The 14419-nt window shown below is 40.8% G+C and carries 9 protein-coding genes; 8 read left to right on the top strand and 1 reads right to left on the bottom strand.

The window, feature by feature from the left end:
* Positions 1-7: 7 nt before the first annotated feature.
* Positions 8-937 (top strand): tRNA epoxyqueuosine(34) reductase QueG, encoded by a 930-nt coding sequence (gene queG / locus ACSHZO_RS03815; protein ID WP_298246146.1) that lies wholly within the window; start codon positions 8-10, stop codon positions 935-937.
* Here the strand turns inward: queG and ACSHZO_RS03810 are convergent.
* Positions 934-1704, bottom strand: coding sequence for an energy transducer TonB (locus ACSHZO_RS03810; RefSeq protein WP_298246147.1), 771 nt, complete (start codon positions 1702-1704; stop codon positions 934-936). The two genes, queG and ACSHZO_RS03810, sit on opposite strands and share 4 nt — an antisense overlap.
* 123 nt (positions 1705-1827) lie before the next feature.
* Here ACSHZO_RS03810 and ACSHZO_RS03805 point away from each other — a divergent pair, with 123 nt between their 5' ends.
* The 7 genes from ACSHZO_RS03805 (at position 1828) to ACSHZO_RS03775 (ending at position 14356) form a co-directional block, all read left to right on the top strand.
* Positions 1828-4122 carry an NADP-dependent malic enzyme gene (locus ACSHZO_RS03805; RefSeq protein WP_295181046.1) on the top strand — a complete coding sequence of 765 codons (2295 nt, stop codon included), beginning with the start codon at positions 1828-1830 and terminating at the stop codon, positions 4120-4122.
* A gap of 83 nt (positions 4123-4205) precedes the next feature.
* The gene (gene ruvA / locus ACSHZO_RS03800; protein ID WP_295181044.1) at positions 4206-4787 is read left to right on the top strand and encodes a Holliday junction branch migration protein RuvA; all 582 of its coding nucleotides are present in this window, start codon (positions 4206-4208) and stop codon (positions 4785-4787) included.
* Between the two features lie 62 nt (positions 4788-4849).
* Complete coding sequence (sprA, locus tag ACSHZO_RS03795; RefSeq protein ID WP_298246232.1) at positions 4850-11947, top strand: cell surface protein SprA; 7098 nt, start codon at positions 4850-4852, stop codon at positions 11945-11947.
* A gap of 61 nt (positions 11948-12008) precedes the next feature.
* Positions 12009-12389, top strand: a complete 381-nt coding sequence (gene gcvH, locus ACSHZO_RS03790; protein WP_141878760.1) for a glycine cleavage system protein GcvH — start codon at positions 12009-12011, stop codon at positions 12387-12389.
* Positions 12382-12780, top strand: a complete 399-nt coding sequence (locus tag ACSHZO_RS03785) for a VanZ family protein (RefSeq protein WP_260443446.1) — start codon at positions 12382-12384, stop codon at positions 12778-12780. The genes gcvH and ACSHZO_RS03785 overlap by 8 nt, the downstream gene beginning before the upstream one ends.
* 25 nt (positions 12781-12805) lie before the next feature.
* A complete protein-coding gene (locus ACSHZO_RS03780) occupies positions 12806-13522 on the top strand; it encodes an energy transducer TonB (RefSeq protein ID WP_298246148.1) in 717 nt (238 codons plus the stop codon).
* A gap of 111 nt (positions 13523-13633) precedes the next feature.
* Positions 13634-14356, top strand: coding sequence for an energy transducer TonB (locus ACSHZO_RS03775; RefSeq protein ID WP_026914147.1), 723 nt, complete (start codon positions 13634-13636; stop codon positions 14354-14356).
* The last annotated feature ends 63 nt before the right edge of the window (positions 14357-14419 follow it).

The raw sequence follows: 14419 nt of genomic DNA, 5'->3' as shown, positions 1-14419 counted from the left end.
TCATTCTTTGAATCCTTCAGCAGCAAAATATTCTCAACTTATTAAAGCCGAAGCAAAACGCCTCGGCTTTTTGTCATGCGGAATTTCAAAAGCTGAATTTCTGGAAGAGGAAGCGCCGAGACTGGAGAGCTGGCTTCTGAATAATATGCATGGGGAAATGCGCTATATGGAAAATTATTTCGATAAACGTTTGGATCCTACCTTGCTGGTTCCGGGTTCTAAAAGTGTCATTTCGTTATTACTGAACTATTATCCTTCAGAAACTCAAAATTCAGAATCTTATAAGATCAGTAAATACGCTTACGGGAGAGATTATCATTTTGTGATCAAGGATAAATTGAAGGAAATGCTCACCACGCTACAGGATGAAATTGGTGATTTTCACGGTCGTGCTTTTGTAGATTCAGCTCCGGTGCTGGATAAGGCCTGGGCTGCAAAAAGCGGACTCGGGTGGATTGGGAAGCATTCAAATTTGCTTTCGAAACAAACCGGCTCTTTCTATTTTATTGCTGAATTGATCGTAGACCTTGATCTGGAATACGACACTCCGGTTACCGATCACTGCGGAAGCTGTACCGCCTGTATTGATGCCTGTCCAACGGAAGCGATCGTAGAACCTTACAAAGTAAATGGCAGTAAGTGTATTTCTTATTTCACTATTGAATTGAAGGATGAGCTACCGGAGAGTATGAAGAATCAGTTTGATGACTGGATGTTTGGCTGCGATGTCTGCCAGGATGTTTGCCCGTGGAATCGATTTTCCAAACCTCATCAGGAGCCACTATTCAATCCGCATTCTGAACTTCTGGAGAACTCAAAAAAAGACTGGGAGGAGATCACCCGGGAAACTTTCAATGAGATTTTTAGAAAATCGGCCGTAAAACGGACTAAATATGAAGGTTTAAAACGAAATCTAGAGTTCCTAAAGCCTGACTAGTTCGAGAAGTCATAAGAAATAAGCACTTTTTCGTATTCTCCATTCTTATTTTTTGCTGCTTGCTCGATCACGATCCTATCTACTTCAGTCTTTACAATATTCTGAAGTTTACGCTTGGGATGAATTACCATTTTTCTGGAGATGTCTCCATTTTCCTCGATGATCAATGAAATTTTCAGTAGGTCAATTTGCTTGTCTTCATAACTCATTTGCCTTAGCTTCATTCTAAGATCATACTTAAAACGATCAACTATATTTCTAATTCCTGTCTCGTAGCCTAGAAACTCAGGAGGAGTTGCTACTTCATTCACATCGGTTATGTTTGCAAAATCTCCGTCCCCTGAAATCCTGGCGCTATCATTCTCTATTTCAAGGCTTCTGAATTTAAACGGCAGGGTGTAAGTGATCGCTACGGGTTGGTCATTTAACATTGCCGGCTCAGCGATCGTCAATTCCTTTATAGCGTCTTCCGCTACTCGGGCAATGGTAGGAAATTTAGATCTTGATCTTACATTAATGACTTCTCCTTTTTCACTTACAGTAAATTGTATATACGCCTTTCCGGATCCTTTGGATTTGATGATATCAGCAATTTTAGCATTGCTATTCATAAACTGACTTATAGAAATGGTAAAACATTCTTCGGAAGGGTCTTCTTCGCAATAGCCCTTTATAAGTGGTGGACTGTCTACCTCGTTTATGGATAGACTTTGTGCAAATATGTGCACAGGCACCATAAATAGTGCTAAAAACAGACTTTTGATCATGAAAATAATTTAGGCCTCCAAAGTATAAATTATCTTAGAGATACGTTTGAAGCTTTTGTTCTTTTTATTTCTCTAAGGACAGCAGCCTTATTAACTTTGCTAATTAGCCGAAAACTTAAAATTATGAGTAACACTTCCAGAAAAAGAAGAGAGGCATTGGTTTACCACGCTAAACCTAAGCCCGGGAAAATTGAAGTTGTACCAACTAAGAAATATGCCACCCAGAGAGATCTGTCTCTGGCTTATTCACCAGGTGTAGCTGAGCCATGTCTAGAGATTGAAAAAGATAGGGAGAATGTTTACAAGTATACTACTAAAGGAAACCTGGTAGCAGTGATTTCCAATGGTACTGCCGTTCTGGGTCTTGGTGATATTGGTCCCGAAGCATCCAAGCCGGTGATGGAAGGAAAAGGTCTTCTTTTTAAGATCTTTGCAGATATTGATGTTTTCGATATTGAAGTAGACACTAAAGACGTTGATAAGTTTATAGAAACGGTTAAGAATATTGCGCCTACTTTCGGCGGAATCAACCTTGAAGATATCAAAGCTCCTGAAGCATTTGAAATTGAACAACGTTTAAAAGCAGAACTGGATATACCGGTAATGCATGATGACCAGCATGGAACTGCGATCATTTCAGCAGCAGCATTACTGAATGCCTTGGAACTTGCAAAGAAAAAGATCAGTAAAGTAAAGATTGTCATTAGTGGTGCAGGAGCCGCTGCAGTTTCATGTACCAAGCTGTACAAAGCTTTTGGTGCTAAAGCTGAAAATATCGTGATGCTTGATAGTAAAGGTGTCATTAGAAAAGATAGAACAAATCTTTCCGAAGAAAAAGCAGAATTCGCAACTGCCCGTAAGATTGACACACTGGACGAAGCCATGAAGGATGCCGATGTATTCGTGGGTCTCTCTATTGCTAATATCGTAAGTCCGGCAATGCTAAAAAGCATGGCAAAAAGACCTATCGTTTTTGCAATGGCCAATCCTAATCCAGAGATCGATTACAACCTGGCGATGGATACCAGGAAAGATATCATCATGGCGACAGGTAGAAGTGATCATCCAAACCAGGTGAATAATGTGCTTGGATTTCCATTTATCTTTCGTGGAGCACTGGATGTACGCGCGACCAAGATCAATGAGGAAATGAAAAAAGCCGCTGTGAAAGCTTTGGCAGAGCTGGCTAAAGAAGCGGTGCCGGAGCAGGTGAATATTGCTTACGGCGAAACCAGGTTAAATTTTGGACCTGATTATATTATTCCGAAACCTTTCGATCCCAGATTGATCGCCAAAGTTCCACCTGCAGTGGCTAAAGCTGCGATGGAAAGTGGGGTTGCCCGTGAAGGGATCGATGACTGGCAACGTTACGAGGAAGAGTTACTAGAAAGAATGGGTAATGAAAACAAGATCACCCGTTTGTTGCAAAACCGCGCTAAAACAAACCCTAAACGAATCGTTTTTGCTGAAGCAGATCATCTGGATGTTCTTAAAGCTGCACAGATCATTAATGATGAAGGAATTGGATTCCCAATCCTTCTTGGGCGAAGTGAAGTGATTAAGGAATTAATGGCTGAGATCGATTTTCAGGAAGAGGATGTGGTTATTATTGATCCAAAATCTGATGATGAAGAGGAAAAAAGGAAAAAATACGCCTACAAATACTGGGAAACCAGGCATAGAAGTGGCGTAACTAAATACGATGCTGAAAAACTACTAAGAGAACGTAACTATTTTGCCGCGATGATGGTCAATGAAGGAGATGCAGATGCATTGCTTTCCGGTTATTCCAGGGCTTATCCCACGGTGGTGAAACCTATGCTGGAACTTATTGGACTGGCAGATGGCGTTTCCAGGGTAGCAGCAACCAATGTGATGAATACCTCCAGAGGTCCGTTATTTATTAGTGATACCTCTATCAATATAGATCCTTCAGCTAAAGATCTTGCCAAGATCGCGCAAATGACGGCTCGTACGGTTCAGTTGTTTGGTATGGAACCAGTAATTGCGATGGTGTCTTACGCAAACTTCGGATCTTCTAAACATCCAAGAGCGACCAAAGTAAAAGAAGCAGTTTCTTACCTGCACAGGTTTCACCCTGAACTAAGTGTTGATGGAGAATTGCAGGCAGATTTCGCTTTAAATCGTGAGATGCTTCAGAATAAATTCCCGTTTTCAAAACTAGCGGGTAAAAAGGTGAATACGCTTATCTATCCAGATCTGGATTCGGCTAATAGCACTTATAAACTTATCAAAGAACTTAACAATGTGGATTCTATAGGCCCGATTATGATGGGAATGAGGAAACCTGTTCATATTCTTCAGCTTGGTGCAAGCGTGGAGGAAATGGTGAACATGGCGGCAGTAGCAGTGATAGATGCACAGGAGAAAGAAAAGAAGGCTAAGAAAAAAGCTTAGTACCTAGATAAAGTAAAGGCGGAAAGATGATTTCCGCCTTTGCTTTATTTTACTACATTTGAACCTCAATACAACTTTCTTTCATGATTCATCACCTCAAGGGTCAGTTAATAGAAAAAAATCCCACCTACGTGGTTATTGAATGCAATGGAGTAGGATATACCGTAAATATTTCCCTGCATACTTTTTCACTCATTCCTGAATCTGAAGCGATCAGTCTTTATACCTATTTGCAGGTAAAGGAAGATTCGCACACCTTGTACGGGTTTATTGAAAAATCTGAAAGAGAGATCTTTAAACTTCTTATTTCCGTTTCTGGTGTAGGTACGAGCACGGCTCGCGTAATGCTGTCTTCTTTGCAACCAAAGGAAGTGATCAATGCGATTGCGACCGGTGATGTTCCTACCATCCAGAGTGTGAAAGGTATCGGCGCCAAAACAGCTCAAAGAGTTATTCTGGATCTCAAGGATAAAGTGCTTAAGGTGATGGGCGATGATGAAGTTTTAATGACTCCAAACAATACTAATAAGGAAGAAGCGTTATCAGCTTTAGAGATCTTGGGTTACAATAGACGCCAGGCTGGCAAGGTTGTAGAAAAGATTCTGAAGGATGATCCTGAATCCACCGTAGAATCTATTATAAAAATGGCTCTTAAAAAGCTGTAATTAAATTGAAGAACAATTACCTGAAATTGTCTTTACCGGTACGCCTGACTTTCCTGTTATTTATGGTGTTTTCTATAGACGCTATTTCACAGGAGACTCCTCAGGACACCATCCAGGCGGGCTTTGCTCTAGGTGAGCTTCAGCTCCCAGATCCACAATCTATAGAATCCAGATACGAATATGATCCTATCCTCAACCGTTACTTTTACAGAGAGCGTGTAGGCCAGATCAATATAGGACTGCCTTTAGTTCTTACTCCGCAGGAATATGAAGACCTCGTGCTGGAAGAGGAAATGCGTAATTATTTCAAGCTGAAAAATGATGCGCTTTCAGGTAGAAAGGAAGGAACTGAAGATATTCAGCGCGATCTTTTACCAGATTTCTATGTCAATAATAATCTATTTGAGAGCATTTTTGGTGGTTCTGAAATCAATATCGTTCCGCAGGGATCGGTAGAAATAGATCTTGGACTTCTTTATACCAAACAGGATAACCCGGCATTTTCTCCAAGGAACAGAAGCAATTTATCTTTTGATTTTGACCAGCGGATTAGTCTTTCCATGCTTGGGCAAATTGGAGAGCGTCTTCAGGTTACCGCGAATTATGATACCGAATCAACTTTCGATTTTCAAAATCAGTTAAAACTGGAGTATACACCCAATGAGGATGATATTGTTCAGAAAATTGAAGTAGGTAATGTGAATATGCCTTTGAACAATGCTCTTATTCAAGGTGCGCAAAGTCTTTTTGGTTTTAAAACCGAACTGCAGTTTGGGAAAACAAGGATCACCGGAGTATTTTCAGAACAGAAGTCGGAGCGACGTACACTTAATGTGGAAGGTGGAGCAACCGTAGAGGAATTTGCCAAATTTGCTCTTGATTACGATGCCGACCGGCACTTTTTCCTTGCGCACTACTTCCGCGATACTTACGACCAAGCGCTAAAAAATTATCCGTTTATCAATACCAATATTCAGATCAAGAGGATACAGGTTTGGGTCACGAACAGAACCAACAATATCCAGAATATCCAGGATACACGAAATATCGTAGCGATCCAGGATCTTGGAGAATCCAATGTTCCTGGAAATATTGGACTGGATACACCACCGGGCGGATTTTTCAATCAGCCAGCAGGAGCTTTTCCAGATAACCTTGTAAATGACTTTAATCCCTTCGGAATAAATGGCAATGGTGAATCTATCCTGAATCAGGCTATCAGGGATATCGCTACTGTAGACCAGGGATTTGGAACAGTAACAGTTTCCGAAGGAACCGACTATGCAAAACTGGAAAATGCGCGACAACTAAAACCTTCAGAATATACCGTTAACACCCAGCTTGGATATATAAGTTTGAATCAACGTTTAAGTAATGATGAGGTGCTTGGGGTTGCATTTCAGTATACGATCAATGGCGAGGTTTTCCAGGTTGGAGAATTTGCGAATGATGGAGTGAATGCTACCAACGATCCCGGAACTGAAGAGCCAACTACCGGAACCAATTCCCGGGCTAGTCAGAATCTTGTGGTTAAGCTGCTTAAAAGTACGATCACCAATGTTCAGGAACCTATCTGGGACCTGATGATGAAAAACATCTACAGTCTTAATGCGTACCAGCTGAAACGTGAAGATTTTAGAATGAATATTCTGTACACAGATCCTCAGCCCTTAAATTATATTAAACCTGTAGAAGGAACTACGCTGCCTGAAGATGTGAATGAAACTCCATTATTACGGGTTTTCAGGCTGGATGAATTGAATACCAATAACGATCCAATCAACGATGGAGATGGATTCTTTGATTATGTACAGCAAATTACCATCGATCCCCAAAATGGTAATATCATCTTTACAACAGTAGAACCTTTTGGGGAACACCTTTTCCGAAAACTAGATGATAATCCTAACGCCGGAAGTGAAGACTATAATATCCCGGAAACCTGGAATGCAAACCAGGAAAAGTATGTTTTTCGTGCCATGTATCGCACTACGAAAACGCAGGCAGAGCAGGAAGAGGCAGATAAGAACAAATTCCAGTTAAAGGGTAGATATAAGTCGGCTGAGGTAGAAGGTATTCCAATTGGATTCAACTTACCACCGGGATCGGTTACTGTAACTGCCGGAGGGAGAATCCTTCAGGAAGGAGTGGATTACGTAGTGAATTACGAACTGGGAAGAGTACAGATACTTGATGAAGGTTTGCTTGCTACCAATATTCCAATCCAGGTAAATACCGAAAACAATGCTTTATTCGGTCAGCAAACTAAACGATTTACCGGGCTTAACGTAGAACATCAATTCAATGAAAATTTTCTTATTGGTGGTACATTTATTAATCTTAAAGAACGCCCGTTAACTCAAAAAGCGAATTACAGCTACGAGCCAATTAACAATACAATTCTTGGTTTAAACCTGAATTATAGTACAGAAGTTCCATTTTTAACCAGGCTGGTAAATAAACTTCCAAATATTGATACAGACGTTATGTCCAATGTATCTGTACGTGGAGAATTTGCTTATTTGCTGCCGGGTTCTCCTAATTCGAATGATTTTAATGGTGAAGCGACTACCTATATAGATGATTTCGAAGCTGCACAAACTGCCATTGATATCAACAATCCTCTAGCATGGGAATTGTCCAGTGTTCCGGTTGGGTTTGGTGGAGAACTTGCGAACGGAGACCTAAGTGTTGGCTATAGAAGAGCAAAAATGAGCTGGTATACCATAGATCCAATTTTCTATAGTAATAACAGGCCAGATGGGATCAGCGATTCAGATATTTCTAGTTATGCGACCAGACGGGTTGCGCTAAATGAGATCTTTCCAAATACAGATGTAGTTCAGGGTCAGCCGCAAGTGGTTTATACGATGGATGTGAATTATGATCCTTCAGTTCGTGGGCCTTATAATTACAATCCTGCGGCGGCTGGTGGAAATACGCTTCCTGTACCAGGGAATAATTTCGCCGGAATTACAAGGCCTATCAATACGACCAATTTCGAGCAAACCAATGTTGAGTATATCCAGTTCTGGGTAATGGATCCTTATATCTATGCTGAAAATGCTAATAAAAGCGACGGACTCATAAACTTTAACCTTGGTAATATTTCTGAAGATGTATTGAAGGATGGACGAAAACAATATGAAAATGGACTACCAGAAGGTGAAGGTGAAGCGAATGTAATAACATCTGTATTCGGGAATACTCCTGCAGATAATTCGCTGGTGTACGCTTTTGATTCTGAAGGGGATGGAAGAACGCTTCAGGATGCAGGTTTTGACGGATTGCTTAATGCTGAAGAAGCCTTGAAATTCCCGGATTTTGGAAATCTTGCCGATCCTTCTGCAGATAATTACGAGTATTTCCTGAATCGGGATGGTAGTGTTTTGGATCGATACCTGGATTACAATGGAACGGAGGGCAATTCGCCAACAGATGTAACAGATACTAATCGCGGGAATACCACACTGCCTACTACTGAAGATATTAACCGGGATAATACGATGAATACCATCAATAGTTATTTCGAATATAAGATTCCTTTTTTCCGGGGGATGAATATTGATAATAACCAGTATATCACAGATGTCAAGGAATTAACGACCACACTAAGAAACGGTCAGGATTTGCCAGTACGTTGGGTACAGTTTAAAGTGCCAATTTTTGAACCTACCAATGCCATTGGAGGCATCGCAGATTTTAGATCCATTCGATTTATCAGAATGTTCCTTAGCGACTTTCAGGATGAAACCATCCTTAGATTTGGAACTATGGATCTTGTTCGGGGTGACTACAGGAGGTATAACCAAAGCTTATTCGAGGATTCCGGGCAACTGGAGAACCCGAATACTTCCTTTGAAGTGAATGCTGTAAATATTGAAGAAAATGAGAACAGGCAGCCTATTCCATACCGATTGCCTCCAGGTGTTCAAAGAGAACAGCTGTATCAAAATAATACCAGTTTGCGTCAAAACGAACAATCACTTTCTTTAAGTGTTTGTGATCTGGAACCTCAGGATGCCCGGGCAGTTTACAAGAATTTCCAGATCGATATGCGACAGTATAAGAATCTTGAAATGTTCCTGCATGCTGAATCTGTAATTAACCGCCAACCGCTTAAAGATGGGCAGCTGGTCGCGTTTGTTAGAATGGGAACAGATTTTAGTGACAACTTCTACCAGGTAGAAATACCCTTATCGCCAACACTTTTTGGTGCTTCTACTGCGGAAGAGATCTGGCCTGAAGTGAACCGAATGAACCTGGAACTGGATTTACTACAGCAGGTAAAAACTTCAGTGCTGGGAGATCCAACGTTGAATTCAACCGACTTGAATTTCTTTACTGAAGATCTTCAGGAAGTAGATGCTGAAGCTCCTTATGATATGGGTAGATTGCGTATTGGAGTAAAAGGAAATCCAAGTTTTGGAAACATCAGGTTACTGATGGTTGGAGTAAGAAATGGAACCAGGGAAGATGGGGTTACCGATCTTTGCGGAGAAGTATGGTTTAATGAATTAAGACTTTCAGACCTTAAGAATGAAGGAGGCTGGGCCGGAGTGGTAAGCATGGATAGTAATCTTGCAGATTTTGCAAATATTTCAGCTACAGGACGTAGAAGCACGGTAGGATTTGGAGCTTTAGGACAGGGACCAAACCAGCGAAGCAGGGAAGATCTTCAACAATATGATGTAGTTACGAATCTTAATATGGGGCAGTTGCTTCCGCAGAAATGGGGAGTTAAAATACCTGTGAACTATAGCCGGGGAGAAGAGTTGATCACGCCAAAATATGACCAGGAATTTCTGGATGTGGAGTTGGATACTAGACTGGATAATATCGAAGACCCGGCTCAGAGGGATGCGGTAGAAAAGCAATCTCAATCCTATACCAAAAGGCAGAGTATAAATGTAATTGGGCTAAGAAAGGAGCGTACCGGGGAACGAACGCCCATGCCTTATGATATTGAGAATTTTGCATTTGCTACTTCCTATAATCAGGTAGACCATCGGGATTTTGAGATTGAGGAAAGTATCGATCAAAGTGTTAGAGTAGGTGGAACTTATGAATTTAGTTTTCCGCAGAAAAGTCTGGAACCTTTAAAGAATCTGGCAGTTCTGGACAGTAGTGATTATTTAGCCATTTTTAGAGATTTTAATATTAATTACCTGCCAACGAATATCAATGCGAGTTCCAATATTTTCAGGCAGTACAATCAGCAAAGGTTTCGATCTCTGGATCTTAGTGACAGCGATATAGGGATACCAACACTATACCAACGTAACTTCCTGTTCGACTGGCAGTATGGGATCAATTATAATTTAACCAGGTCTTTGAGTTTTGCGTTTAACGCCAGCAATAACAGGATCATAAGAAATTATATAGATGATGAAGGTTTTGCTGATGATTCTATAGGAGTATGGGATGACTTTTTTAATATTGGAGAGCCAAATCAGCATTTCCAGACACTTCAAGTGAATTACGACCTGCCTTTTGAAAAGATTCCAGTCTTAAAGTTCGTGAACGCCACCTATTCTTATACAGGAGACTTTCAGTGGCAACGAGGATCTCAGCGTTTTCAGCAATTGGAAGATATTCCAGAGATAGGAAACAGCGTTCAGAATTCCAATACGCACCAGATCAATGCCAGTTTAAATCTTCAGGATCTTTACAATTATGTAGGACTGGTTCAGAAGAAGAACAATAGTGCCGGGAAAAGCATTCAGGAACGGAGCAGAGGCATTCCAACCCTGGGCCCACCTTCCGAAGATGATAAAGAGGTAGAGGAAAAACCTAAGCAAAAAACCAATAAGGGATATAATACGCTTATAGGGATCGCGACAGGATTGAAAACTTTCCAGGTCAATTATCGCAATAGTCGCGGGATTTTCCTTCCAGGTTATACAGAAAGTGTTGGCTTTATGGGAACTTTCAGGCCAACCGCAGGATTTACGTTTGGTTTCCAGGATGATATCAGGCAGATGGCGGCAGAGAGAGGCTGGCTTACTTTATTTCAGAATTTTAATCAGCAATTTTCCGCAGTGAAAAATGAGCAGCTGGATTACCAGGCAGGTTTCGGTTTTATACCAGATCTTACCATTGAACTTACCGGGAGAAAGAACGAAGCCGAGAATTATTCTGAAAATTATCGTGTAGATCCTGTGACTATGGATTATCAATCGCTTACTCCTTATACCTACGGAAACTTCAATATTTCAACATTATTGATCGCGACAAGTTTCCAGCAGTCTAATGAAGCCAGTTCTGAAGCATTTCAGAATTTCAGGGCGAACAGAATTGAGGTTGCCAGAAGAATTGCCAGCGAGCGTGGTCTAGATCCAACAGATGTGGACGAAGAAGGTTTTCCAAGAGGTATAGGAAAAACAAACCAGGCGGTATTATTGCCAGCATTTATTGCAGCGTATTCTGGAAAGGATGCAGGAAGTGTGCAATTGGGAGCTTTTAGAAATGTGCCTATTCCAAACTGGAATCTTAAGTACACAGGATTAATGCGTTTTGAGTGGTTCCGGGATAAGTTCCGAAGATTTTCCATAAACCATGGATATCGCGCAGATTATACGTTGAACCAATACCAGACAAACCTTGATTATGATCCTGCAGATCCTGAAGCATTGAACCAAGCAGGTGATTTTAAGAATCCTGTTCTTTTCTCAAACCTGGTGTTGACAGAACTATTTACTCCGCTTGCACTTATCGATTTTGAAACCAAGAACAGTATACAAATCATGGCGAAAATGGAGAAAGATCGCTCGCTCGCATTCAGTTTTGATAATAACCTGCTCACAGAATACAGCGGAAATGAATATACTCTTGGACTTGGATACAGATTGAGAGATCTAAAGATTGCAACGGCGCTTGGAGGAAGAAGAAGAGTGCTTAGTAGTGATCTTAATTTCAGGACTGATGTTAGTTACCGTAAGAACCGCACCATCGTAAGGTATCTGGATCTTGCCAATAACCAGACGATCTCGGGACAGGATATCTGGTCCATCAATTTCAAGACAGATTATGCATTTACCAGAAACTTAACGGCGAGGTTCTATTATGATCATACATTCTCGGAATATGCAGTTTCAACGGCGTTTCCACAAACAACAATTCGATCTGGTTTTACCCTGATCTATAATTTCGGAAATTAACGAAGCCATATTTGAACAATTCAGCGAAAAAATTAACTTTGCCACAAGATAAAACTAGCACATGAATATTCCACAAGAATTAAAGTACACAAAAGACCACGAGTGGGTTAAAATTGAAGGAGACACTGCGACTATCGGAGTTACAGATTTTGCCCAGGGTGAGCTTGGGGATATCGTATATGTTGAGGTAGAAACTCTGGATGAAACTCTTGAAAAAGAAGAGGTTTTTGGAACCGTAGAAGCAGTAAAGACCGTTTCAGATCTTTACATGCCAGTTTCAGGTGAGATCATTGAATTTAATGATAGTCTTGAAGATGAGCCGGAAAAAGTAAATAATGATCCTTACGGTGATGGATGGATGATCAAGATCAAGCTTTCAGATGCTTCTGAAGTTGAAGGTCTTCTTTCTGCCGAAGAATATCAGGAAGTAGTAGGTGCATAAATTAGTTTTAATTTTAGCGCTTCTTTATACAGGTGCCATCACGTACTTTTCTTTGATCGTGATGAACTTTAAAGTAAGTGTAGGTGGTTTCGATCCTACAGACAAAATGCTCCATGCCGGAGCATATTTGTTTTTGTGTGTTTTGTGGAAACTATTTTTTATTCTGAAAAGCACCGATTTTACGCGTTATCGCCCTAATCTCTACTGGGTTGCTATCGCATGTTTTCTATTTGGTATGTTAATTGAGGTTCTACAGGGAACTCTAACCAGTTACAGGACACCCGATTGGTGGGATGGCCTGGCAAATTCAACTGGTGTATTGCTTGCAGTCATCTTTTTCCTGGTAATGGCGCCCACCATAAAAAAGTTGAAAAGCAGGTATTCTTTGTAATTAACCTTTATTAACCTAGCTTTTTATGAAACCGAAAAAAAATCCGAAAGCCGATCTTCGTCGGAACTGGGTCCTGTTTCTTCAAATCGGACTTATCGTAACCTTATTTTTTACGCTACAGGCATTTCAATGGAAAACTTATGATCCTGCTCAGGCAGGTAAAGATGTTCTGAGCCTGGATGATCTGCCCCAGGAGGAAGTTCCTGTAACCGTTTATGATCAAACACCGCCACCTCCGCCGCCGCCAGTAGAGCCTCCGGAAATTAAAATTGCTCCAGACGATGCAGATGTAGAGGAAGATGAAATAGCTCCCACTGAGATCAATCTGGATGATATTGTGCAACCTGAAGATATTATTGATGCAGAGCCTGATGAAGAGGTTGAAACGGTCCCATTTAAATTTATTGAAGATGTTCCATTATTTCCAGGTTGTGAGGATCTGGATAATAATGCAGATAGAAAGAGCTGCATGAGTGAAAAGATTAGCAGGTTCGTTGGAAAAGAATTTGATACCAGACTCGGAGAGAAATTAGGACTAACGGGAATGAACCTGGTAACCGTCCTGTTTGTGGTAAATACTCAGGGTGAAATTGAGCAGGTGCAGGCACGTGCTCCTCATCCCAAGCTTGAAGAAGAAGCTAAACGGGTGATCTCGAAACTGCCTAGAATGAAACCAGGAAAGCAAAGAGGAAAGGCGGTACCGGTCTCTTATGCCATCCCAATACGGTTTAAAGTTCAATAGTTTTGAGCTTAAACTGAAAATTAGCGGTAGATTAATTACTTATTCTATCAGATTAATTTAGTTTTTTAGAAAAAATCTTTATTTTAGCAACCCTTAACAACTAAACGCATTATGGAACCTAAGAAAAATCCAAAAGCTGATTTAAATAGAAACAGAACTCTTTATTTGCAGCTAGGTCTTATTCTTGTTCTGCTAATTACCTGGCAGGCAATAGAGTGGAAGACATATGATCCTGAAGCTGTAGATATCGGGCAGTTAAATATGGACGAACTTGATGAAGAGGATGTGCCAATTACAGAAATGATGAACACACCTCCACCACCTCCACCGCCACCACCGGCACCGGAAGTTATCGAGGTTGTAGAAGATGAGGAAGAAGTAGAAGAGGATGAGATCCAGTCTACAGAGACCAATCTTGATGAGATCGTAGAGGTAGAGGAAGTTGTTGAGGCTGTTGAAGAAGAAGAGGTAGCTGATGTACCGTTCGCGGTTATTGAAGATGTGCCGATCTTCCCTGGATGTGAAAATCTAAAGAATAATAACGAGCGTAAAGCTTGTATGAGTGAAAAGATCAGTAAGTATGTGAACAAGGAGTTTGATACAGATCTTGGTTCTGAGTTAGGACTTTCTGGTATTAACCGTGTAATCGTTCAGTTTAGAATTGATGAAAAAGGTAATATTGGTCAGGTTAGAGCTCGTGCTCCGCACCCTAGACTTGAGAAGGAAGCTGCTAGAGTAATTAACAGTCTTCCTAAAATGAAGCCTGGTAAGCAACGTGGAAAGCCGGTAGGTGTTATGTACTCCCTTCCAATTGCTTTTAAAGTACAGGATTAAGAATAAACTCAATATCATATATATCCCGGCTCTGTCCGGGATTTTTTATTTTGGGATACTTCT

This window comes from Christiangramia sp. 3-2217-3z (assembly GCF_051195275.1).
GTDB classification, from domain to species: Bacteria; Bacteroidota; Bacteroidia; order Flavobacteriales; family Flavobacteriaceae; genus Christiangramia; species Christiangramia marina.
This window is presented reverse-complemented; position numbering and strand designations above follow the sequence as displayed.

What these genes read in the sequence shown, in the direction of transcription:
- ACSHZO_RS03810 (WP_298246147.1), bottom strand. Translation starts at nt 1,704, where the DNA reads ATGATCAAAAGTCTGTTTTTAGCACTATTTATGGTGCCTGTGCACATA.
- ACSHZO_RS03805 (WP_295181046.1), top strand. Translation starts at nt 1,828, where the DNA reads ATGAGTAACACTTCCAGAAAAAGAAGAGAGGCATTGGTTTACCACGCT.
- ruvA (WP_295181044.1), top strand. Translation starts at nt 4,206, where the DNA reads ATGATTCATCACCTCAAGGGTCAGTTAATAGAAAAAAATCCCACCTAC.
- sprA (WP_298246232.1), top strand. Translation starts at nt 4,850, where the DNA reads ATGGTGTTTTCTATAGACGCTATTTCACAGGAGACTCCTCAGGACACC.
- gcvH (WP_141878760.1), top strand. Translation starts at nt 12,009, where the DNA reads ATGAATATTCCACAAGAATTAAAGTACACAAAAGACCACGAGTGGGTT.
- ACSHZO_RS03780 (WP_298246148.1), top strand. Translation starts at nt 12,806, where the DNA reads ATGAAACCGAAAAAAAATCCGAAAGCCGATCTTCGTCGGAACTGGGTC.
- ACSHZO_RS03775 (WP_026914147.1), top strand. Translation starts at nt 13,634, where the DNA reads ATGGAACCTAAGAAAAATCCAAAAGCTGATTTAAATAGAAACAGAACT.